The sequence below is a fragment of the Actinokineospora alba genome (genome assembly GCF_004362515.1).
GTDB lineage: Bacteria > Actinomycetota > Actinomycetes > Mycobacteriales > Pseudonocardiaceae > Actinokineospora > Actinokineospora alba.
This window is the reverse complement of sequence record NZ_SNXU01000001.1, coordinates 2429942-2453780: the sequence shown is the minus strand read 5'-3', so window position 1 is coordinate 2453780 and position 23839 is coordinate 2429942. Positions and strand designations below refer to the sequence as shown.

Sequence of the window (23839 nt, the reverse complement as noted above, 5' to 3'; positions counted from 1 at the left end):
GCAGCAAGTCCCCTTGGAACCAGGCATCACACATCGCCCAAGAACTGATTTCCTTCTTCCCAAGCGTCACGCGCGTCTGCCACCGCTTGAACCAAGGACGCGCGCCTTTCGCCCATCGCGCTAGAGAGATGTTTTTCAAGTATCTCGATCACAGCGAATGAACGTTCGGCGAGACGCATTAACACCCATGTTAAACCGTCGAGTTCTTCGATGGTTACATCAGCTACAACCTCGTCCACCAGGGGCAGAAGTGACGTGATGCGCGCCTTGACATACCCGTCCAGCGATACGGTACGCCCCTCGACTACAACAGTCGCATCACATGAAACTGCGCCGAATATGTAGTTCATGAGATGCCACGCCTCGGCGGGCAACCTGCCTACCGAGCCAAGATAATCCAACAGCACGTCCACGACACCTGCCGCTGCCGTATATAAACTGCCCTGGTTTGCGACATAACAGAGCAGGGTCTGCAGCGCATTCTCGCGAATTTTTGCGTCCTGCGACAACAGCCGCTGGACCCACTCTGGGATCTTCTCGGCGCCACCAATGGAAGTGTCAAGTTCTTCCCAATTCCAATCAGCCACCCCAAGCACCTCCCGGCGCACCCTCTGTTCCAGGCTCAACTATTTCAGGCGGAATTCTTTCCTGACAACGAGGACAGACCTGAGCAGGCTTTCGACTGTTAGGCAGATAGGGCGTACTATAAACGATGTCTTCCTTTCGCGCACCTTTTTCGATCAACTTGCAGCGCGCATCATCCTCGGCACAGTACGGGAGGCGGTTAGGAGGTTTGATTCCAATCACGGCGATACCGGTTCGACGGTCAACCGCTCCGACGATCATGGCGGCATTCTTGTTGACCTGAGTTCTCGACATCGACGCGTACATACGATCGAGGCCCTCATCCCTGACAGCGGCTGCTTCACGGAAGCACTCGTCAAGCGGCCGAAGCGCATCGTCGTTGTGTGTGAGTAGCGACGCACCGGTTTCCGACGATAGGCCCACGAAGTACGTGTGGAGGCCGTCGACCGTGAGGTTGTAGACCTGACGGTCCGGTGCCAGTGCCCGGATGCCCGCCACGGTCGCGGGCCGGTGGTCCGCAGTCTCGAAGGTGTATCCCGGCTTCAGATCCTGGGCGTGCACCCACTTCTGCAGCGACTCCACCCAGAACGGGTGCTCGTCGGTCGCGACCAGCGAGCCGTCGCCGGAGTCGGTCGTGACCGTGACCTCGTACAGCAGCCGCTCCGCCTGGTGCGACCGCGTGTCGGTCACCGTTCGCGGGCCGGACTCGCCTGTTGTCGGGTCTGTAGCGAGTACCTTGTCGCCCTCGCGGACGTCGCGGATGGGTTTGCGGGTGCCGTCGGCCAGCAGGACCGGGGTCGAGCCGTCGAAGCTCTGGCGGTCCAGGCTTGACCTGCTGGATATCGGGCAGGTCTTGCCGCCGGCGTCGGCGCGGGCGTCTTGGCCCTTCTTCTTCGGGGATCCTCGTTTCCGGTTGCCCACCAGGTCCAGCAGGTCACCGGCGAAGGGCAGCGGTGAGGAGGCGACCAACTGTTCGACCTGGGCCTGCACCGCCTCCTGGATGATCTCCTTGCCCACGCCCAGGATCGAGGCCTTGATCGAGTCGTAGACCTTGTTGAGGTCTTGGACGTTCGAGACCGCCTGTTGGACGATCCGCGCGGGGGCGTTCGCCACGGTGGACACGAGGTGGCGAGGGTTGGCCAGCTTCGGCTTCAGTGCCGCCTTGACCGTCGGCAGCGGGTTCGACTTGACCGCCCGGGCGACCGCGGCCTTGGCCTTCGAGGTGCGAGCGACCGCCGCCTGGAAGGCGGCCTTCGCGGCGGCGGCGCGCTTGGCGGCTGCTTCGGCGGCGATCTTGCGGGGGTCCGGGATGGATTTGCCCCCGCCAGGAGCGTCCGCCTTGCCGTTCGCCTTCTTGCCTGGCAGGTCGTTGTCGTAGCGCTTGGGGTTCCCGTTCGGTGAGTCCGGTGAGCGGTGGGGCACGTTGTCGCTGCCGCGGGCGAGGCCGACGGCGTCGTCGCCGTACTTGGCGGCGTACTTTCCGGCCGTGGCGGCGTTTCCGACGCCCGGGATCATGCCCGCGAAGGACATCGCGGCGTCGGTGTAGTTGCCTTCGGCGAGATACCACACGCCGTTGATGCCGTCGGCGACCTCGCCGACGACGGGGATCATGCCGACGACATCGAGGGCGATGTGCCCGACCGTGCTGATGTTGTCGCCGACCCAGCTCACCGCGTCGCTGAACCAGCCGTGTCCGTCCGGGTCGAACCCGTTGATCGGCGAGCCGACGCCGTAGACGTATCGGTTGAGACCGCCGGAGCCCGGGCCGCCCTGGTCGACGGTGTCGCGGCTGGTGAACGAACCGGACTTCGGCTCATACCACCGGGCGCCCATGTTGACCTGGCCGGTGTCCGGCGCCGTCCAGTCTCCCTGGAAGCCGACGTTGCGCTTGGCACCGACTGTGGCGGTCGGCTTGCCGAACGGGTCGAACGCGGTCGAGTCAGCCAACGCGGACGCGCCCGGAGCGAAGCCGCCGACGATGTCGCCGTGCTTGTCCGACAGGAGCAGTCGCTTGTCGGCTCCCTGCGCGAGCGAGATCAGTTCACCGGACGCGCCGCGGCCGTAAGTCGCGGTGCCGTCGGTGACCGGGTCCATCTCCAGGCCCGCGTAGGTGAAGGCCTGGCCGCCGCGGGTGACTGGGCGGTCCAGCGAGTCGTAGTTGTGGACTGTCGCGCCGACCTTGATGAGCCGGTCGAAGGCATCGAAGTCGAACTTCTCCTCGAGCCCGGAACTGGTCCGCGAGGCCGTCGTGCCACGTGCCGTGTACTGGTAGGTGTAGTCCCCGTCGGAGAGCACCCGGTTGCGCTCGTCGAACGTGGCCGTCTTGGCGCCGTTGAGCACCCGGTTGCCCGACTTGTCCCAGCCGTACCCGGTGGTGGTCCCGGCGTTGGTCCAGGCCGTGACTCGGCCGAGATGGTCGTAGCCGTAGGTCTGCTCCCCGGCGGCCGCTGTCCCGGTGGTGACCTTCTTGGTCAGCCGGTGGTTGAGGTCGTAGGTGTAGCCGATCGAGCCGACCAGTGCGCCGGCGGCGTTCTTCGTCGTGTCCGACGCCTCACGGCCGAAGTCGTCGTAGCCGAATTCGCGGGCGACGCCGTTGCCGTAGTCGATGCTGCCGAGTTCACCGGCCGTGGTGTAGCCGAAGGTCAGCCGCGAGCCGCTTGTCGCGTCCTGAACTGTCTGCAACCTGCCCGCGGCGTAGGTGAAGCCGGTGGTTCCTGCTCCGTCCACTCGGGACAGAGGTCGGCCCTGCGCGTCGTAGTCGTAGGACGCGACCCCGGAGATGCCGTTCGCGGTCAGCATGCGGCCGCGGTCGTTGTAGGTGTAGAGGTTGTCACCGACGGCCGTAGTCGACTTGGTGAGCCTGCCGACCGGGTCGTAGCCCAGGCCGCGCTCCGTGGTCGCCGACTCGGCGCCCGCCCCGGTCTCCCGAACGAGTCTGCCCAGCCCGTCGTAGGTCCGGTCTCGGCTGATGCCGCCCGGAGCAGTCAGCTTCACCGACCGGCCCGCCGCGTCGTAGGCGGCGGTCCAGGTGCGATCGGCTGTGTTCGGGTGTGCCGCCGTCGCCGGTTCGATCACCGATTCCGGCAGTCCCAAGCTGTTGAACGTATAGAGGGTGTTGTTGCCGCGGCCGTCGGTCACCCGGGTCCGCCTGCCGGAGGCGTCGTAGCCGAACGACGTCGTGATCGTGTCGGTGTCGCTGACCGGCTCGACCCGCTGGGTCAGCCGACCACCCGCGTCGTAGTTGAAGCGGGTGGTCTTGCCCATGGCGTCGGTCGCGGCGAGCACCGCGCCCGCCGCGTTGTGGCTGTATGACCGCCGGGCGATGATCTGCCCGGCCGGGTTGAAATCGAACTCGCCGGTGGTGTTGCCCGACGCGTCGAGCTTGACCAGCGAGGCACGGCCCTTGGCGTCCTTCGTCCAGACCTTGTTGCCGAAACTGTCATAGCCGAACTGGGTCACCACGCCCGCGGGATCGGTGACGCTCGTGCGCTGGCCGAGGGCGTCATAGGCGAACCGTGTGACCTCGTTGGTCGGCGAGGTCGCCTTGACGAGTTGTCCGGCGTCGTCGTAGGCGAGATGTGTGGTGAACGCGGCCACGGTCGGCTTGCGTTCAAGCATGGTGGTCGTGATAGGACGGTCGAACTCGTCGTACGTCGACTCGACGCGAGCGCCGGTGGGGTCGGTCACGGCCAAGATCTCGCCCGTGTGGGTGTACTCGTACCGCCAGACACCACCACCCTGGCTCGGGTTGTCGGGGTTCGGGTCCTGCTTCTCCACCAGCCGACCGCGCTGGTCGTAGCGGTTTCTGGTGACCGCGCCCGCCGCGTCGGTCACGACCGTTGGCTTGCCGAAGGCGTCGTACTCGGTGGTGGTCACCGAGGTGACCGAACTGGTCGCCCCGGGAGCCCGGTACGAAGGCGATTCGGTGCGGACCGGCTGGCCGAGCCGGTTGTAGGAGATCCGCACGACATCGCCTTGGGCGTTGCGCCGTGCGGCTAGTTCACCGAAGGCGTTGTAGCCCAGGACGGTCTCCGGCCGCGCGTCGACCGGGGCCGCCCCGTTGTTCTCGACCTTTACCTTCGGCGCGACCGTCGCGACCGTGCGGCCAAGTTGGTCGTACCGGTATTCGGTGGTGTGGTCGGCCGGGTTGGCGCCTGCCACGTTGCCCAGCGGGGACACGACCTTGGTGATCAGGCCGCGCTGGTCGTAACCAGTTGTCGTCGTGCTGGTGCCTGACGGCCCCCGCTGCGTCTCGCTTGTCTGCCTGCCCGCGAAGTCGAAGCCGTACTCGACGACCTCGGCGAACGAAGCTGCGAACCGACCCGCGTTGGAGTAGGCGCCGGTGCGCGTGACCTTGGTGACGTTGCCGCCGAGGTCATACTCATAGGCCGTGCGCCGCCGCAGCCCGTCGGGATCGGCAGTGGTCGCGGTGAGCCGACCGGTGGCGTCGACCTCGTGGGCGACGACGCGCCCGCCCGGTCCGACCTGGCGGACCAGGTGGCCCGCCGCGTCGTAGGTGTTGTCCTGCAGGACCACGTCGCGCTTGCCGCCGGTGACCGGGTCGGCCACGTCGCGCGCGATGACCTTGGAAACGAGGCCGTCGGCGAAGTGCCGGTACTCGATCGCCCGGCCCATCGCGTCCACCTCGCGCAGCAGCCTGCCCGCGTCGTCGTAGGTGTAGGACTCCAGGACCAAGTCGGTGCCGACCGAGCTATCCCCCGTGGTCGGCTCCCCGGGTGTGACTGCCTGCCCATGCCAGCCGCGGAGCCGGACCTCGGCGAGCTTGTTTCGCGCCGTGTAGCGGTATTCGGTCTTGACGCCGTTGGCGTCGACCACCCAGGTCTGGTTACCGAAGCTGTCATACCCGTACGACGCCTCGTCGCCCTGCGGCCCGATGGTCTTGCTGAGCCTGCCGTGCTGGTCGTACTCGGAGATCGTGACCCTCGAGTTGGCCGGATCGGAGCTGTCCTTGTGCTCGACCCTGGTGACGTTGCCGTCAAGGTCATAGCCGGTCACGGTCGTGCCGACGTGCGTCGTCGCGGTGACCGCGTTCGTCGTGGTCGGCCCGGTCGTGGTCGTCAGCCTGCTCAGTGCGTCATACCCGAACGTGGTGCTCACGCCCAGGGGATAAGCCTCCGGGAACTCCGTCTCCTTGGTCATTCGGCCCAGGACGTCGTACTCGTAGGTGGTGCGCAGACCCGTGGGGGACACCGTCTCCGCGAGATCGCCGTTGCGGAAGTACCGATACTGGATCAGCGCTCCGCGCGGATCGGTCGTCGACTTGAGCAGTCGCATCGGTTCGGTACCGCCGTCGACCGCGGCGGTGGTGCCGTCGGTGTAGGCGTGCGACGTCGTGCCGCCGTCCGGGCTGGTCTCGGTCGCGAGATCACCGAACGCGGTGTACGTCGACGCTGTCCGGTAGGTGTTGTCGGTCGCGCTGGACGAACGGGCGTCGCGCGACGCGATCAGCTTGTCGGTCCGCGGATCGGTCGGATCACCATTGGGCGCCTGGTACTCGAAGTACGAGGTCTGGCAGTTCCCGGTGGCGCGGCAGCTCTTCTTCGACACCAGGTTGCCGCGGTCGTCGTGGGTGAGCCACGCGCGGTCGCCTCGCTCGTCGGTGATGGAAGTCTGGAATCCCGCGGTGTCGTAGTCATACAGCCGCACGCCCAAGGCGACGACCTGTCCCTTGCACCGGATGATGCCGTCAGCGCCGGTCGTGCACTGCGAACCGATCACGTCTTCGGCGCGCACACCGGTGCCCAGTGGCGTGCTCTGGCGCAGGATGCGGCCCTTGAGCGCGTCATAGTCATAGAACCGGGGCCTGCCCGCCGGGTCGATCACCGACGCCGTGCGGATCAGGTTCTCCGGGCCGCCACCCACCGTCGGGTTGACGAGCTGCCACCGGCCGCCGTTGGCGTCGGTGAACTCGCGCATGCGGTCGTTGGCCGAGTCGTAGGCGATGCTCGCCGCGACCCGCATGCTCGGCAGAGTCACCCGCGTGACCTGGTCGCCCCCGGAACGCGCGGCGTAGTGCGACTTGACCGCGAGATCACCGAGGGGTCGCGCGTAGAAGGCAACCTCATCGATCTCCGCGGCGAGGAACCGCCGACCGGTGGCGATGCCGGGGAACTGCGACACGGAGTACGCGGCGCCGATCTGCGTGTGGGCGAGCCACGGGTGATCGATCACGCCCGCACTCGTGCCGACCTTGTTCCCGTCGAGGTAAAGCGACTGGGTGGCAAGGGAACCCGACAGCACCACGTGGTGCCACGCGCCGTCGTTGACGATGCCGCTCGTGGTGATCGGGTCGACTCGGCCGTGCCAGAACTGCCCGCGCAGTTTGCCGTCCTCACCCACGTAGAGCATGGGCACGCCATCGGTCGAGGTCTGATCGATGGGCTTGTTCTGGTAACCCACGAGCGGGCCCGCGGAGGTGGTCTTGAACCACAGTTCCACCGCGAGGTCGCGGTGTTTGTTTACGGTCTGGTCGGGCAACTTGACGTAGGAATCGTTGCCACGAAGCTGAACGGCTTTGTCGGCACTGGCGGACAGGGCCGCGGGGACGTAGCCGTGGTTGACGTTGACGTAGGTCGCGTTGTCGCTACCTGCTTTCGAGGCGACCTGGCTCTGCGCGACGACGTCGCTCGCTTCGCCCATCCGCCAATAGGAATCGGCACGCGAGTCCTGCACGACGGAGCGGTAGTGCGAGCTGGTTTCGTACTGGTAGCGGGTGCAGTGCTGTTCCGGGTTGCAGGCTTCGAGCAGCCGATCGCCGTCATAGCGGTAGATCCAGGTAAGCCTGGTGCCCGCCACCGCGTCGGACTTGACCTCGGTGACGTGCCCGCCCGACCAGGTGAATTCGAGCGCGCGGTTGCTCGTGCGGCTGATCGCCTTCCACAGGTCGCCAGCGACGTTGTAGGCCAACTCGACGGTCCGGCCCGCGCCATCCCGGATACTGACCAGACCGCCGTCGAACCGGAAGGTGAAGACCGTGCGGTCCTTGTCGGTCAGCGTCCAGCCGCCACCCTGGGCGTCGGGCACCGCGGTGAGCGTGACGTACCGGCCCGGCGGTGGTGCGTAGGTCCCGTCGGGGTTGCGGCCGAACCGGGCTTGCTGGCCGTCAGGGTAGGTGAGGATCACGTTGCCTGAGCCGTCACCGTCCGGGATGACCCGCACGTCGTAGCGCGAGGCCCATCCGGTGCCGAAGGCCAGGTTCCGCCGCGGGTCGAGGCTGTTGTAGGTGCGCGCGACGTTGAGCTCCGGGCCGACAGTCGCGGCCGCGAGGTCGATCGCCGCCGTCGAGTAGTTGCCTACCAACGGGTCGAAGCCGAGTTCGCCGCCGGTGTAGGGGGCGTTGCCAAGGCGGGAGGTGACCTCGGGCTGCGGCACCGACGTGAGCAGCGCGGAGAATCGAACCTCCTCACTCTCCCCGTTTCCGTCGAACGAGAAGGCCCTCCACTGGTAGGTCTTGCCCCAGTGCAACTTGCCCGCGGTGACCGTCCAGAACGCCTCGGCCTGGTATCCGGAGTTCACACAGTTGGCCGGATTGCCGAACGGGTCGATCTCGCAGACCTCGAACCGGTACTGCAGGGGGTCGTTCTCGTGGTCCTGCGCGCTCGCCCAGAGCTGCGGGGTCAAGGTCTCGACACTGTGTCCCGAAGGCGGGTACACCGCGGTGATCACGGGCGGGACGTTGAAGACCTCCAGGGAGATCCGTGCGGGCGCCACTTGCTCGTCGGTGAAGTACGCGACGCCGCGGTGGACCATGGTGAAGTCGATGACATAGCTGCCATAGGGCAGCGGGCGCACAGTGGCGTCGAGGGTGATGTTGTCGCCGGGCGGCACGTCGCGCGGCAGACTGCTCGCCTCGACCTCTCCGACCCGCTCGCCGTTGTCCGCGCGGAACACCCGGTATGCCAAGGCGTAGTTGGCAGTCGTCCAGGTGAGCGCGCCGCGGTTGGCGACGTTCACCCGGACCTTGCCCGACTGCACGGAGGTGACCGGCGGGTTCGGGATGGGCTGTTCGATCGTGTAGCCCGCGTCGTACGGGGTGTGGGTGATGTAGAGCTTCGGCGGGTTCGCGCTGCGGCTGCCGGTGAGCTTCTTCCAAGCCGACGAGGTGCGCAGCGACAAGCCGTGGTTGGCCTGTTCCCCCCGAACCCAGCGTTGCACGAGTTCTTGACCGGGCACACCGAGATCGATGACTTCCGCGCCCGCGGGACAAGCGGAGCGGGTCTGGCCGATGGCCATGTACCCGTGCGCGAAGGACGCGCCTGCCAGCGCCGCGCCGACGGCGGGACCGGGGAACGCCGAACTGCTTGACCAAGGGGCGGTCACCGCGTGCACGGTGATCGGCGCGGGCTTGCACGATGGAGCGTCGAAGTTGACCACCTGCAACTGCGCGCCGAACACCTTGTGGTTGCGCAGCCTGGTCTCCAGGCCGGGGAAGGCGATGTAGGACGCGGCACTGCCCGCGCCCGCGTTGCCGACGCGCAGTTCATCGGTGTTGTCGACCTTGCGCGAACCCTCGACGTACATGCTCGTGTTGGACCGCACTTCCTCGACCGTGGGGTCGACGAGCACCGGGAACTTCCGCGCCGGGTCGTCGAGCCACGCCGAGTCGAGAGTGACTTCCAGGGAGGTCGTGCCCGCGGTCTCGATGAGCCGGTACGTGACCCCGAATGACGTGGCGGCCGAGGAGGTTTCCGTCGCCTGGGCGGAGTCGGTCATGAAGCCTGGCGGGATCTGCGCGCGTTCCTTCCCCGCCACGTCGAGCATGGCGATGCGGCCATCGACCAGCTTCGCCGTCAATCCCTTGAGGTGCAGCGGAAAGACCCAGCGGCGAGGCGCTTGGGCGTCATGCAGGACCAGGACTTCCTTGACCCCGCCCGGTCGTGACTCGATCTTGAGGTCGGCTCGGTCGACGACCCCGGGGTAGATGACGGTCGTCCCGTCGACCTGTCCGCGCACCGCGCGTCCCCCGGCCAAGCCGTAGGCGATCTGATGCTCGGCGTCGAGGTTGAGCCGGACAAGCTGCTGGGCCGCGGAACTCGCGGCGATCTTGGTCTGGACCGAGTCCGCGGTGTTTGACCAGGTCTCGGCCGCCGTGGGGTCGGCGGTGAGTTTAGGGTCGATCGGCTGCCACCGGCCGTCGGGCTGCCGGAAATTCAGCGGCTGATGGCTGAATTCGGTCGTCTCGGTGCCATCGGCGTTGTGGAAAACGCGTTCATATTGGCCTCTGAGATCGGGGATCTCAACGCTGCGCTTGGCGTCAAAGCCCGTCGGTCGGGCGGCGGCCGACATGATCTTCGCGGTATTCCGCGGCGATTCATTCGATTTCAATTCGGGCTGAACATACTTCGACCGCTCGGAGACGGGCTTGCCGTAATTCAGGCCGTCACCACCCGCCTCGTGCGGGTTGCCCTCGGCCGATCCCCAACGCTGCTTCGGCGACAGCCCTCGGGCGTCGCCGAGCGCCGCGGCGGAACCGGAGCCCGCCAAGGGCACCGCCGAAGGGCTGACTGTGCCCGCAAAAAGGGTCACCACCAGCAACAACCAGATCGGCCGAGTAGCGAGGCGGCCAGATTTCGGGCGCGCGAAACGACGGACTCCAGCCACGACGGACCCTTCCCCAGAACCCACGACCCAGACTCACGCCGTGCAGGCGCGAGGATGCTCGACCCCAGTCAAGTGCCCAGATCGTATGCAGACTCGACGCGAGACAAGGCATCTTGTGATGTGGCTCACGACATTTACCACCGCTTTATCAGCGCCCCACAGAACGTGTCAAGAGTGCCTGTTGCGCCATTTGGACGAAAAGATCCACAGGTCACAGAGACTTCCGTCGCCGCGCGCGCCGTGTATACATTTCGCGGCAAGTGACCTACTGAGGGGAAATCAGCAATGAAGTCAGTCAGTCGCGCCATACGAAGACTGTCGGAAGTGGCCTTGATCGGAGCCTTGGCGGTCGTCGGGCTGCCACTGGTCGCGGGCAACGCCAACGTCGCGAGTGCCGCGGTGTCGCTGCAGTGCACGCCGAGTGTGACGATTTTCGGCGCCTCCACCGACAACACCATGTGGATCAACGAGCACAACGAGCCCGAGACCGGCGCGAACAGCATGACCGGCCGCGGCAACCAGGGGGGCGGCTGGTCGGGTCGCGTCCTCGCCGGTCGCGACGGACACGTGTTCTGGCTGCCGGGAAACGGTGAACTCCGGCGCTGGCAATGGAATGGCTCCACCTTCCACAGCTACGAATTGCTCCAGGAAAAGCGGTGGTACGGCTGGGACGAACCGGCCAACGTCAACCGCATCACCGTCGACGCCAACAACAACATCTACAACGTGTTGTCGAACGGCACGCTGGAAGTCAACATCTACAACGAAACCAGCAAGAACTGGACCGTCCGTACGCTGGCGACCGACTGGGGCAAGTACGACCTGATCTTCGGCTCGGGCAACGGTGTCATCTACGCGCGGGACCCGGCGATCGGCGGCGGGACCCTGTTCCGCTACCAGTACGACGTCGCCAACCAGCGGTGGCTTGGTTACAACCGCCAACTCTCCGGCGGTGGCTGGAACATCCACCGGCAGGTCTTCTCCCCCGGCGCCGACATCATCTACGGCATCACCTCCGACACCGGCCAACTCACCGCGTACCGGTACGACCCGCACACGCACACCTGGCCGAACGGCTACACGGCCCTCGGCACCGGTTGGGCGACCATCCGAAACGCCAGTGCCACCACGAACAACTGCGGGTCGACGACGCCAGCGGACACGATCGTGCAGTGCAAGCCGTCTGTGACGATCTTCGGCGCGAGCACCGACGACAAAATGTGGATCAACGAGCACAACGAGCCCGAGACCGGGATCAACGACATGTGGGGCCGCGGCAACTTCGGCGGCGGCGGTTGGTCCGGTCGAGTGCTGGCAGGCCGCGACGGCCACGTCTTCTGGCTTCCCGGAAACGGTGAACTCCGGCGCTGGCAATGGAATGGCACCGATTTCCACAGCTACGAGGTGCTCGCCACGAATCGCTGGTACGGCTGGAGCGACGCGGCCAACGTCAACCGGATCACGGTCGACTCCAACAACAACATCTACAACGTGCTGTCGAACGGCACACTGGAAGTCAACCAGTACAACGAAACCAGCAAGAGCTGGACCGTGCGAACGCTGGCCAACGACTGGGGCAAGTACGACCTGATCGTCGCCGCGGGCAACGGCGTCCTCTACGCCCGTGACCCGGCGATCGGCGGCGGAACCCTGTTCCGCTACCAGTACGACGTGGTCTCACAGCGCTGGGTCACGTTCAACCGCCAACTCGCCGGCGGCGGGTGGAACGTCCACCGCCAGGTCTTCTCCCCTGGCGCCGACATCATCTACGGCATCACCTCCGACACCGGCCAACTCGCCGAGTACCGGTACGACCCGCAGGCGAACGTGTGGACCATCGGGTACGCGGCGCTGTCCACCGGCTGGTCCGGCATCCGAAACGCCAGTGCCACCACGAACACCTGCTCGCCACTCAACCCGACAACGGTGACCCGGCCTACCGTCCCCGCGTCCGCGATCATCCGGCCGCAGGGTCTGCTGAACCCGGCCAACAACATCCTGGAGTTCGCCTTCGTCGACGAACTCGGTGTGCTTAAGCGCGGAGTCCAGCGAAACCAGGGCACCGAACTCATCGACTTCCAGGGAATGGCAGGCGGAGACGCGGGCGGCGTCACCTTCACCGGTCGGGCGTCCGCGACGTTCCGTGCCGACGGGAAGCTCGTGCTGGCCGCGAACCGGACCAACGCCGACGCTTTCACCTACACCCAAAGCGGCGGGTTCAACTGGAACGCGCCCGCCGACATCCGCGGCTCGATGGTGTCCAGCCCACAGTTGGTCAAGGGCGCGGGCGGTCTGCTCACCGCGTTCTCGATCGACGCGGCCGGAAAGCTCTGGTACGCCACGCAGGTGAGCACCACCGGTGACCTGTTGCCGTGGCGGCAGGCTGACGGTGTCGCGGGTTCGGCGATCTCCGTCGACTTCACCGTTATCCCGACGGGCGACAGCGCGGAGATCGTGTATCGCACGACCGGCAACGTGGTCGAGGTTCGCAAGTTCCAGAACGGAACGCTGCAGGCGGCCCGCGCCACGACCGGGTTGGTGGCGGCCGGTGTGCCGAGCGGGGTGGCCTTCGCGGACGGCAACGTCCAGGTCGTCACGCGAGGCGCGGACAACAACCTTTACACCCAGAAGGAGAGCGCGAACGGATTCACTGGCTGGCAGCTTGTGGGCGGTCTCACCGTCAAAGGCTCACCCAGTGTCATCCTGAACCCGCACGGCATCGTCGAGATCGCCGCACGGGGTGACGACGACTACGTCTACCGGACCGGCCAGATCGCGCCGGGATCGAATGTGTGGCGTATCTGGGAGACCAATCTCGATTCGGGAGCGCAGACGGACCCCAGCCTCGTTTCGGTGTCGGGGACCGAGTGCCGGATCTTCTTCCTCAATCAGAGTGGGTCCTACTTCCTCGTCCAGCAGACCCCGTACACCTCCGACCCCGGAGCCGCCATGTCGGCGTCGACGGCACGCACCAGCAAGCAGGCGCGCAAGGTGGACGCGAAGGTGAGCACGGGTTCGGTCAAGTAACCCGCTGAGAGCGAAGCCTGCCCTCGGACCACGCGTCCGAGGGCAGGCTCGTCTCATGCGGAACGCGCCACGCTAGCGTTCGCGGAGGGTGGGCTTTCCCTCCAGATTGGACAGTCCGTTCCAGGCCAGGTTCACCAGGTGTGCGGCGACCTCGTTCTTCTTCGGTTTGCGCACCTCCAGCCACCACTGCCCGGTCAACGCGACCATGCCGACCAAAGCCTGGGCGTAGAGCGCCGCCAGCTTCGGTTCGTAGCCGGTCTTGCTGAACTGGATGCCCAGGATGTGCTCCACCTGGCTGGCGATGTCGTTGAGCAGGCTGGAGAACGTTCCCGTGGCCGACGCGACCGGGGAGTCGCGGACGAGGATGCGGAAGCCGTCCGTCGATCCCTCGACGTAGTTGAGCAGGGCGCCCGCGGCGCGTTCCAACAACAGCCGGGGGTGGGCGTCTTCGGAAAGCGCGTCGGTCATGCCGTCCATCAGGGAGTGCATCTCGCGGTCCACCACTACCGCGTAGATGCCTTCCTTACCGCCGAAGTGTTCATAGACCACCGGCTTGCTGACGTTGGCACGGTGAGCGATCTCCTCGATGGACGTGCCGTCGAAGCCCTTCTCCGCGAAGAGGGCCCGTGCGACGTCGAGGAGCTGCTGCCTGCGCTCCTTGCCCGTCATGCGGACACGGGCCACCGCGGGTCCCGGATCGGTCTTGGGTTCACGCCTGGCCACCGGACCAACAGTAGAGGCCCACGGCCTGAGCGCGAGGCGAGATGGGGTTACTTGGCGGCGATCTTCGCCAGACGGGCCTCGGTGGGCCAGCGGACGTCGGTCGCCCAGCCGAGCTTCTCGAAGATCCAGATCAGCCGGGCGGACGTGTCGATCTGACCCCGCTGGACGCCGTGGCGGGCGCAGGTCGGGTCCGCGTGGTGCAGGTTGTGCCAGGACTCGCCGAAGCTCAGGATCGCCAGGGGCCAGAAGTTGGACGCCTTGTCGCGGCTGGTGAAGGGGCGGTCGCCGATCATGTGGCAGATCGAGTTCGTCGACCACGTGACGTGGTGCAGGATCGCGATGCGCACCAGGCCCGCCCAGAAGAACGCGGTCAGCGCGCCCCACCAGGACCAGGTGATCAGCCCGCCCAGGACGGCGGGCATGACCAGGGTCAGGCCGGTGAACACGACGAACAGCCGGTTGACCGCGACGATGTCCTTGTCGGCCATCAGGTCGGGCGCGAAGCGCTCCTTGTTGGTGACGTCGTGGTCGAAGATCCAGCCCATGTGCGCGTGCCAGAACCCGCGGGCCAGGGCCATCGGGGACGTGCCGAACAGCCACGGGGAGTGCGGGTCGCCCTCGCGGTCGGAGAAGGCGTGGTGGCGCCGGTGGTCGGCGACCCAGGTGATCGGCGGGCTCTGCACGGCCATGCTGCCCATGACCGCGAGGGTGATCTTCAGCGGCCGGTTGGCCTTGAACGAGCCGTGGGTGAATAGACGGTGGTAACCCACAGTCACGCCCAGACCCGAAAGGTAGAAGAAGAACACCGCAAGGATGACGTCGACCCAGCCCAGCCCCCAGCCCCACGCGAAGGGCACCGCCGCGATCAGCGCGGCGAAGGGCACCAGGATGAAGATGTACACCGCGATCCGGGTCGCGAGGTTGCGCCTGCCCTCGATGATGGGCTTGGAGCCGCCGCCGACTTTCGGGTCCGCCGTGGTCGTCATGGGTGTCCGCTCCTTCCGCCAGCCGTAGGTGAGGCGACCCTCGCCTACGGAGCCGTAACTTACGACAGCGTAAGGACGGGCTACCCGGGCAGGCCAGTGCCGAGACCTCCAATTTCGACGTATGCCCCGTTGTCGACACCGATGATGTTGATCCGGCAAGAAACGCTCAGCATCCATCCGGTCACTGGTTATAAGACTTGTGACGGCGCTAACACCCGATCGGACGCGAGCGGGGACCAATCCAGCGGGTACTGCTGCCTGCCAGCGGACACCCGTGCCACGATGTCCCCATCGAGCGGCCAGACCGCTCGCGATCCGCCGTGGTGTAAAGGCAGCACCTTGGATTTTGGTTCCAATGGTTCAGGTTCGAATCCTGGCGGCGGAGCAGTGGTGACAGTGACGACAGTGGTGAAGCAAGCGATAGGTGGACGTATTACCGGACCTCGAAAAGGGGTGCACCAGCCTTCGTGGACGACGAGCAGCGGGTCGAGCCGGATCTGCCCGCGTTGGAGGAGCGCTCCGACGCCTGGCTGGTCGGTCGCGCTCGCGAGTTGCTCGCCATCATCCAGACCACCTCGGTCCCCGAACGGCTGAAGTACACCGACGAGGTCGACCGCCTGCTCGCCGAGGCGCAGCACCGCGGTGAGCCGCGGATGGTCGCCCAGCTCCTGCGTTCCGCCGTCGCGGTCCGCGTGGTCAACAACGAGCTGGCCGACTCCGCCGAGCCCCTCCTCGACGAGCTGCTCGCGCACACGCGTAGACACGGGCTCCTCGTCCTGCAGGCCGACGCGCACGCGCTGCGCGGACGCAGGCTCCTCCTCGCCGGTGCCGAGGACGCCGCGCTGACCGAGGCCGCCGTGGCCCTGGCCATGCTCGACGAGGACATCACCCCGGACGTCATGCTCGGTGGCCGCACCTGGGACATGATCATGGCGTCCACCCTGATGGACATCGGGACCGTGCTCACCCAGCTCGGCGTCTACGAAGTCGCCGACCAGGTGATGACCCGGGCGCACAAGTGCATCCGGGCCAGCGCGGGACCCCACCTGATCGCCGTGCACCTGATGAACCGCGCGCGCCTGCTGCTGGGCTGGGGCCTGCGGCTGGAGCGCATCGGCGAGGACGAGCGCGCCGCCGAGCGGTTCGCCACGGCCGCCGCGATCGCCGTGGCCATCGAGGCGCCGTTCCGCGAGTCGCTGTTCCCGCGCGACCCGAGCCGCTCGGCCGCCGACCAGGACCCGATCGTCGGCGCCGCCCTCGCGCTCGCCCAGCCGTCCGCCGCGCACATCGACCGCCTGCGCCACCTGCTCGACTCCGGCAGCTACCCGCGCGAGCTGGTCATCGTCGCGATCGCGCTGGCCCGCTGCCTGGAGCACGAGGGCCGCGAGGAAGAGGCCGTCTCGGTGCTCGCCGACGCGCGGTCGCGGATGTACCAGGAGGCCGCCGAGCCGACCCTGCGGCTGTGCCTGATCCGCGAGTACGCGCGGCTGTCCGGACCGGAGGGCGGCGAGCGGACCACGGGCGCGCTGGAGCACTACGCGACCGAGCTGGAGGCGCAGCTCTGGGACATGCGCGAGTCGCGGATCGCCACCCTGAACACCCGCCGCGAGCACGAGCGGCTCTCCAGGATGCACGGCGCGATCGCCCGGCAGGCCCTGCAGGACCCGCTCACCGGCCTGCCGAACCGGCGCGCGCTTGATGAGCGCCTGGAGACGCTGTCGACCTCGCCCAACAACCATCCGCTGGCCATCGCGCTGGTCGATCTCGATGGCTTCAAGGGCGTCAACGACCGGATGTCGCACGCCGAGGGCGACGACGTCCTGCGCGTTGTCGCCAGCACGTTGCGTGACGCTCTTCGCGGGAGCGACATGGTCGCCCGCTACGGCGGCGACGAGTTCATCGTCCTGCTCCCCGGCGCCCCGCTCTACGCCGCGGAGGCCGCGCTGCGCCGCGCGGTCAACGCTGTGGCGAACCTGCCGAATGATTTGTCCCACGGTGTGACGCTGTCGATCGGCGTGGTGTCCCTGCGCCCCCAGGAGACCGCCGTGCGAGCCCTGGCGAGGGCGGACGCGGCCATGTACCAGGCGAAGCGTGGCGGCGGCAACGACATCGTGGCGATCACCGCGGGCGAGGGCGAGCCGGAGCGGCCCCGACCCGAGCTGGTCGCCCCTGTGGATGACCGTTCGTGGGTCGTCCCGGAGACCACGTAGGATCGACTCCCGGCCGGAGTCGATCCGTTTACCTGCCGGAGCCGACCCGCGCCTGTCGTTTAGCCAAACGAGGGAGAGCGATGTCCGCGACCACCCCGGACCGAGCGCGTCTCGGTCAGGTCAGCACAGTGATCCTGGCCGCGGGTGAGGGCACCCGGATGCGCTCGGCGACACCGAAGGTGCTGCACCGGATCGCGGGGCGCCCGCTGGTCGAGCACGCCGTGCGGGCCGCCGCGGGCCTCAAGCCGGAGCACTTGGTCGTGGTCCTCGGCCATGGCCGCGACGCCGTCGGCGCGCACCTGGAGTCGGTCGGCAAAGACCTCGGCCGCGACGTCACCGTCGCCGTCCAGGAGACCCAGGACGGCACCGGCCACGCCGTCTCGTGCGGCCTGGCGCCGCTGCCCGCGAAGCTGACCGGCACGGTCCTGGTCACCTACGGCGACGTGCCGCTGCTCGACACCGCCACGCTCACCGCCCTGCTCGACGAGCACGCCGCGCGCGGCAACGCCGTCACCGTCCTCACCGCGAACATCCCGGACCCGACCGGCTACGGCCGGATCGTGCGCGCGGGCGACGAGTCGGTCAGCGGCATCGTCGAGCACAAGGACGCGAGCGCCGAGCAGCTCAAGATCACCGAGGTCAACTCCGGTGTCTACGCGTTCGACGCGGAGGTCCTGGTCGACGGCCTGTCCAGGCTCTCGACCGACAACGCCCAGGGCGAGCTCTACTTGACCGACGTGCTGGGCATCGCCCGCGGCGACGGACGCCGGGTGGGCGCGCTGGTGTGCGACGACCCGTGGCTGGTCGAGGGAGTCAACGACCGGGTGCAACTCGCCCGCCTTGGCGCCGAGCTGAACCGCCGGGTCGTCGAGGGCTGGATGCGCGCGGGCGTGACGGTCACCGACCCGGCCACCACCTGGATCGAGGCGGGCGTCGAGCTGGCCCGTGATGTCCTGATCGAGCCGAACACCCAGCTCAAGGGCGCCACCACGATCGGCGAAGGCGCCACTGTCGGCCCCGACACCACGCTGACCGACGTCATCGTCGGCGCGGGCGCGACCGTCGTGCGCACGCACGGCAGCGGCGCGGAGATCGGCGCGGACGCCGCCGTCGGCCCGTTCGCCTACCTTCGGCCCGGCACCAAGCTCGGCGCCAAGGGCAAGATCGGCACGTTCGTCGAGGTCAAGAACTCCGAGATCGGCGAGGGGTCCAAGGTCCCCCATCTGTCCTATGTGGGCGATGCCACGATCGGCGAGCACAGCAACATCGGCGCCGCCAGCGTGTTCGTCAACTACGACGGCGTGGCCAAGCACCGCTCCGTCGTCGGGTCCCACGTGCGCACGGGGTCGGACAACATGTTCGTCGCCCCGGTGACCGTGGGCGACGGCGCCTACACCGGCGCGGGCACCGTCATCCGGCGCAACGTGCCGCCCGGCGCGCTGGCCGTCTCCGGCGGGCCGCAGCGCAACTTCGACGACTGGGTGGTCAATCGCCGCCCGGGTACCGCGGCCGCTGAGGCCGCGGAACGGGCCAAGGCCCGCACGCAGGACGAGCAGAACAGCGAGGGTCGTTCATGAGCACCAAATCCGGGGTCCCGAAGAAGAACCTCATGCTGTTCTCCGGCCGAGCCCACCCCGAGCTCGCCGAAGAGGTGGCCAAGCACCTCAACACGACGATCACCCCGCAGTCGGCCTACGACTTCGCCAACGGCGAGATCTTCGTCCGGTTCGAGGAGTCGGTCCGCGGCTGCGACGCCTTCGTGATGCAGAGCGCCTGCGCGCCGATCAACCAGTGGGTCATGGAACAGCTGATCATGGTCGACGCGCTCAAGCGGGCGAGCGCCAAGCGGATCACCGTGATCATGCCGTTCTACCCGTACGCCCGGCAGGACAAGAAGCACAAGGGCCGCGAGCCGATCTCCGCGCGCCTGATCGCCGACCTGTTCAAGACCGCGGGCGCCGACCGGATCATGACGGTCGACCTGCACACCGCGCAGATCCAGGGCTTCTTCGACGGCCCGGTCGACCACCTCTTCGGGCAGACGCTCCTTTCGCGCTACATCAAGGAGAACTACCCGGCGTCGAACATCACCGTGGTCTCGCCGGACGCGGGCCGCACCAAGCTGGCCGAGAAGTGGGCCGACGACCTGGGCGGCACGCCGATCGCGTTCATCCACAAGACCCGCGACCCGCTGCGGCCCAACGAGGTCGTGGCCAACCGCGTGGTCGGTGAGGTCGAGGGCAGGCTGTGCGTGGTGATCGACGACATGGTCGACACCGGCGGCACGATCGCCAAGGCGGTCAGCCAGCTCCTCGACGAGGGCGCCGCCGACGTCGTCATCGCCGCCACCCACGGCGTGCTGTCGGGCCCGGCCCGCGAGCGGCTGTCGGAGTGCGGGGCGAAGGAGATCATCTTCACCAACACGCTGCCGATCCCGGACGAGAAGCGCTACCCGCAGATGACGGTGCTGTCGATCGCGCCGCTGCTCGCCCGGGCCATCCAGCAGGTCTTCGAGGACGGCTCGGTCACGTCCCTGTTCGACGGCGACGCCTGACCCGCGTGCGGGCGGGCCAGGTCCAGGACCTGAGCCCGCCCGCACGACAGGCGGTTTCCAGATCCGGCGATTAAGTTACGCCGGGTGACCGATCCTCAGCTCTCCGCGATCCTCGCCTTCCTTGGCGGGACGGTCCTGGCGTTCCTGCTGGTGCTGCCTTACGTGGCGTGGAGCTATCGGCGGCGCGGGGAATTCGGCCTCGGACACGCGTTCCTCGCGTTCGGCTTGTTGGTTTACGCGCTCGCCTTGTGGACCTACACGCTGCTGCCCGTCCCCGACACCACGGCCGCGTGGTGCGCCGCGCACGCGGTCGACCACCCGCAGCTGCGGCCGCTGCAGTTCCTCCGCGACATCCGCGCCGACCAGGTCGGCAGCGGTATCCGGGCGACCCTGCACAACCCGGCGGTGCAGCAGTTCGTCTTCAACGTCGCCCTGTTCGTCCCGTTGGGGATGTTCGGCAGGGTGCTGTTCCGGCGGGGCCCGGTCACCGTGGTCGGCAGCGCCGCCGTGGTGTCGCTGTTCATCGAGTTCACCCAGCTGACCGCCGTCTGGGGCCTGTTCGGGTGCCCGTACCGGCTCTTCGACGTCGACGACCTCCTCGCGAACACCGCGGGCGGCGCCATCGGCTACCTGCTCGCCCCCGTGCTGCGGGCCGTGCCGCGAAGGCGGGTCAGGCAGGCGCCGGACGTGCCGCGGCCGGTCACCACCCGCCGCAGGCTCTTCGGGATGCTGCTCGACCTCGTGGCGGTTGTCATCCTCGGCGGACTGCTGCAGGTGGTCGCCATCCTGGTGTCGCAGGAGCTGCTCGATCGGCAGGCGCCGCCCGCCTGGGTGCTCGGCACCGCGGTGCCCGTCGCCGTCGTCCTGCTGCTGGTCCCGCTCCTCGGCGACGGCGCCACCCTGGGGCAGCGGGCGGTGCTGCTGCGACCGCTCGGACCGGACGGCGCGAAGCCCTCCGTGGGCCGAATCCTCGTGCGCTTCCTGGTCGGCTCCGGCGGGTACTTCATCCTCACCGCGACCCCCTGGAGCGGCCTGGGCACGCTTCTCCTGCTCGTCAGCGGGGTCATGGCGTGGCGGCCGCGCGACCACCGCGGGCTCTCCGGGGTGATCGCCGGCCTGCGGGTCGCCGACACCCGCGCGGGCGTCGACACCGGCCCTGAAGTGGCCCATCGGGACGCCGCCGTGGAGAGCGGCCGATAGGCGGTTGTGGCCCCCGGTTCGCCGGGTGTCCACGTCGTGCGTAAACTATCCGGGTTGCCTCGGCGAGGCGGGCTTTCGCGCCTGGCGTGATCGACGTGGCGGTTTCCAACCGTACGTGTATTCACGCTCTCCGCACCCGCTGCCGCAGGCTGCCGCCCCGACTGAGAAGTCGCGCCCCCGCCGCATGATCAGCAAGGAGAGCACCACCGTGTCCGAGGTACGTCTGGCTGCCGAGCAGCGCACGGAATTCGGCAAAGGCGCAGCGCGCCGCACCCGCCGCGCCGGCAAGATCCCCGCCGTGCTCTATGGACACGGTTCCGACCCCAAGCACCTGGCGCTGCCCGCGCTGGAGTTCGCTCGCGTCGTGCGTGAGCACGGCAGCAACGCGGTGCTGACCCTCAACATCGGCAACGGCATCGAGCTGGCGCTGACCAAGACGGTCACCACGCACCCGCTCAAGAACTACATCGAGCACGTCGACCTGCTGCTCGTCAAGAGCGGCGAGAAGGTCACCGTCGACGTCCCGCTGACGCTGACCGGCGACGCCGAGATCGGCTCGCTGCTGACCCACGACCTGTCGACCCTGCAGATCGAGGTCGAGGCCCTGCACATCCCCGAGGGCATCGAGTTCTCCATCGCGGGCGCGAAGATCGGCACCCAGATCCAGGCCGGTCAGATCCCCCTGCCCGCGGGCGCGACCCTGGTCACCGACCCGGAGGCGCTCGTCGTCGCGGTGAACGCCGCTCCGACCGCCGAGCAGATGGACTCCGAGGGTGGCGAGGCCCCGGCGGCCGAGTCCACCGAGGGCGAGAACGGCTCCGAGGGCTGAGTCCCTGCATCATCTTCCGATGCCCCGGCCCAGTCGTTCGCTGGTCCGGGGCATCGGTGATTTACAGGAGCTGAGATGACCGACGCACCGATGATCGTCGTGGGGTTGGGCAACCCCGGCCCGCAGTACGCGGGCAATCGGCACAACATCGGATTTCTCGTCGCCGACGAACTGGCGGCGCGGGTGGGCGGCAAGTTCAAGGCACACAAGTCCGGCGCCGACGTGCTGGAGGGGCGGCTCGCGGGCACCCGGGTGGTGCTCGCCAAGCCACGCTCGTACATGAACCTCTCCGGTGGCGCGGTCGTCGGCACGGCGAAGTTCTACAAGGCGCCACAGGAAAACCTGATCGTCATCCACGACGAGCTCGACCTGCCCTTCGGCACGGTCCGGCTCAAGCTCGGCGGTGGCGAGAACGGCCACAACGGACTCCGGTCGATCACCAAGTCCTTGGGCAGCAAGGAATACCACCGGGTGCGGTTCGGCATCGGCAGGCCACCCGGTCGGATGGATCCCGCGGACTACGTCCTGCGCGACTTCGCCGCGGCGGAGCGCAAGGAGCTGGCGTTCGAGATCGACCGCTGCGCCGACGCGGTGGAGGCCCTGGTCGCCCAGGGTCTCGAAGCCGCGCAGAACGCCTTTCACGCATCCTGACTGGAGCTGATGATGTCGCTGACCCCTGAGGCCGTGCGGGCCGTCACCTTCGACAAGGCCCCCTTCGGCAAGCGCGGCTACCACGAAGACCAGGTCGACGACTTCCTCGACCTCGTCGAAGCCGCGCTGGCGGGCAAGGGGACGCTGAGCTCAGCGGAGGTCCGCCGGGTGGTGTTCGACGCCGCTCCCCTGGTGAAGCGCGGGTACAACGAAGACCAGGTCGACGCGTTCCTGGACATGGTCGCCACCGAGATGGACGAGCGCGACGAGCCGGAGCCGCACAACACGGAGGAAATCCTCCCGGTCGCCTCCAGGCCCGCCCAGGCCACTCCGGCCGCCCGCGCTCCTGGCCAGAGTTCGGCGCCCATGCGTCCCATGCCCGCCGTGCGGCACGCGCCGGGGCAGACCTCGGCGCCCGGCCGCCCGCAGGTCCCCGCTCGTCCGGCCGCTCAACCGCCCACACCGCATGACGCGGTGGACGAGCGTGTGACCGATGGGCAGACCATCTTCCTGCCGTTGCCGCCCGCGCCGCCCGGTATCCGCGGCTACCGGCCCGGAGAGGTCGAGCGGCTCGCCCGGGCCCTCGCCCACGCGGCCACGAAGTACGACGGCAGGCCCACGTCGGCGGAGATCGCGAACACCCGGCTGAACCTGACGTTCTTCGCAGGCCACGGCTACGACCCGGCCGCCGTCGACGCCCTCATCGCCGCCTGGACCAAGGAACTCCGCCACCGCGAATCCTGACTGTGGGCGGTAAGTCCTGAGATTTTCTTGGCCGCGGTGTCGAAATCGTGCCGACCTCTTCGTTGCCTGGTTGAGAGACCGGCGCGGCCGGTCGAACAGCACGTGAGGAGAGCATCGTGACCGCCACCTACACCTTCGACGTCTTTTCCAGCCTCGACGGCTACGCCTCGTACAACAGCGACGGCGACTGGGGCGGCTACTGGGGCAAGCAAGGCCCGGAGTTCCTCGACCGCCGCTTCGCCCTGTACAGCCAGGAGCAGCGGCTGGTCCTCGGGGCCAACACCTTTCGGCAGTTCGTGCGGTTCCTGGGCCCGAGCACCGCTGAGTCCGAGGTGACCGACCCGGTGAACACCCGCATGCGGAACCTGCCGACGACGGTGGTGTCGACGACACTCGAGGCACCGCTCGACTGGCCGGACGCGACCCTCGTGCCCGGTGATGCCGTCGACGTCGTCGCCCGGCTCAAGGAGGAGTCCGACGTGCCGCTGCGCTCGCACGGCAGCCTGTCGATGAACCGGGCGCTGATGGCCGCCGGGCTGGTCGACCGAGTCCAGTTGACGATCTTCCCGGTGATCACCGGTCGCACCGGGGTGGAACCGGTCTTCCATGGTGCGGCCGACTTCGACCTCGAGCTGATCGAGAGCCGGACGCTCGACGGCCGCATCCAGGAACTCAGCTACCGGCCCACCCCGCATAGGTGAGCGCGGAG

At 67.8% G+C, this 23839-nt stretch carries 13 protein-coding genes and 1 tRNA gene; 10 read left to right on the top strand and 4 right to left on the bottom strand.

Going from position 1 to position 23839, the window contains the following annotated elements:
• Positions 1 to 26: 26 nt before the first annotated feature.
• Positions 27 to 587 carry a hypothetical protein gene (locus C8E96_RS11720; RefSeq protein ID WP_133794360.1) on the bottom strand — a complete coding sequence of 187 codons (561 nt, stop codon included), beginning with the start codon at positions 585 to 587 and terminating at the stop codon, positions 27 to 29.
• Positions 580 to 10134: a LamG-like jellyroll fold domain-containing protein gene (locus tag C8E96_RS11715; protein WP_133794358.1), complete on the bottom strand. Its 9555-nt coding sequence runs from the start codon at positions 10132 to 10134 to the stop codon at positions 580 to 582. Before C8E96_RS11715 ends, C8E96_RS11720 begins: the two co-directional genes overlap by 8 nt.
• A gap of 396 nt (positions 10135 to 10530) precedes the next feature.
• Between C8E96_RS11715 and C8E96_RS11710 the strand changes: the two genes are divergently transcribed.
• Entirely contained in the window at positions 10531 to 13233 is a 2703-nt protein-coding gene (locus C8E96_RS11710) for a tachylectin-related carbohydrate-binding protein (RefSeq protein WP_166657952.1), read from the top strand.
• A gap of 72 nt (positions 13234 to 13305) precedes the next feature.
• Here the strand turns inward: C8E96_RS11710 and C8E96_RS11705 are convergent, their stop codons facing one another.
• Both C8E96_RS11705 and C8E96_RS11700 read right to left on the bottom strand, forming a co-directional pair.
• Complete coding sequence (locus tag C8E96_RS11705) at positions 13306 to 13902, bottom strand: TetR/AcrR family transcriptional regulator (protein WP_091378753.1); 597 nt, start codon at positions 13900 to 13902, stop codon at positions 13306 to 13308.
• 101 nt (positions 13903 to 14003) lie between these two features.
• Positions 14004 to 14942 (bottom strand): acyl-CoA desaturase, encoded by a 939-nt coding sequence (locus tag C8E96_RS11700; RefSeq protein ID WP_091378756.1) that lies wholly within the window; start codon positions 14940 to 14942, stop codon positions 14004 to 14006.
• Between the two features lie 314 nt (positions 14943 to 15256).
• On the opposite strand from C8E96_RS11700, the gene C8E96_RS11695 reads away from it, so the two are divergent.
• From C8E96_RS11695 to C8E96_RS11655, 9 genes are all read left to right on the top strand, one after another.
• A tRNA-Gln gene (locus tag C8E96_RS11695) sits at positions 15257 to 15327 on the top strand.
• A gap of 82 nt (positions 15328 to 15409) precedes the next feature.
• Complete coding sequence (locus C8E96_RS11690; RefSeq protein WP_091378761.1) at positions 15410 to 17152, top strand: GGDEF domain-containing protein; 1743 nt, start codon at positions 15410 to 15412, stop codon at positions 17150 to 17152.
• Between the two features lie 80 nt (positions 17153 to 17232).
• Positions 17233 to 18729 carry a bifunctional UDP-N-acetylglucosamine diphosphorylase/glucosamine-1-phosphate N-acetyltransferase GlmU gene (gene glmU, locus C8E96_RS11685; protein ID WP_091378765.1) on the top strand — a complete coding sequence of 499 codons (1497 nt, stop codon included), beginning with the start codon at positions 17233 to 17235 and terminating at the stop codon, positions 18727 to 18729.
• On the top strand, positions 18726 to 19706 hold the full coding sequence (locus tag C8E96_RS11680; protein WP_091378768.1) for a ribose-phosphate diphosphokinase: 981 nt from the start codon (positions 18726 to 18728) through the stop codon (positions 19704 to 19706). The genes glmU and C8E96_RS11680 overlap by 4 nt, the downstream gene beginning before the upstream one ends.
• An 84-nt stretch (positions 19707 to 19790) precedes the next feature.
• Complete coding sequence (locus C8E96_RS11675) at positions 19791 to 20906, top strand: VanZ family protein (RefSeq protein WP_091378771.1); 1116 nt, start codon at positions 19791 to 19793, stop codon at positions 20904 to 20906.
• Positions 20907 to 21114: 208 nt separating this feature from the next.
• Positions 21115 to 21735 carry a 50S ribosomal protein L25/general stress protein Ctc gene (locus tag C8E96_RS11670; protein WP_176926789.1) on the top strand — a complete coding sequence of 207 codons (621 nt, stop codon included), beginning with the start codon at positions 21115 to 21117 and terminating at the stop codon, positions 21733 to 21735.
• Between the two features lie 75 nt (positions 21736 to 21810).
• Complete coding sequence (gene pth, locus C8E96_RS11665; RefSeq protein WP_091378780.1) at positions 21811 to 22386, top strand: aminoacyl-tRNA hydrolase; 576 nt, start codon at positions 21811 to 21813, stop codon at positions 22384 to 22386.
• Positions 22387 to 22398: 12 nt separating this feature from the next.
• Positions 22399 to 23130, top strand: a complete 732-nt coding sequence (locus C8E96_RS11660; protein WP_091379481.1) for a DivIVA domain-containing protein — start codon at positions 22399 to 22401, stop codon at positions 23128 to 23130.
• A gap of 116 nt (positions 23131 to 23246) precedes the next feature.
• Positions 23247 to 23831 carry a dihydrofolate reductase family protein gene (locus C8E96_RS11655; RefSeq protein WP_091378784.1) on the top strand — a complete coding sequence of 195 codons (585 nt, stop codon included), beginning with the start codon at positions 23247 to 23249 and terminating at the stop codon, positions 23829 to 23831.
• The last annotated feature ends 8 nt before the right edge of the window (positions 23832 to 23839 follow it).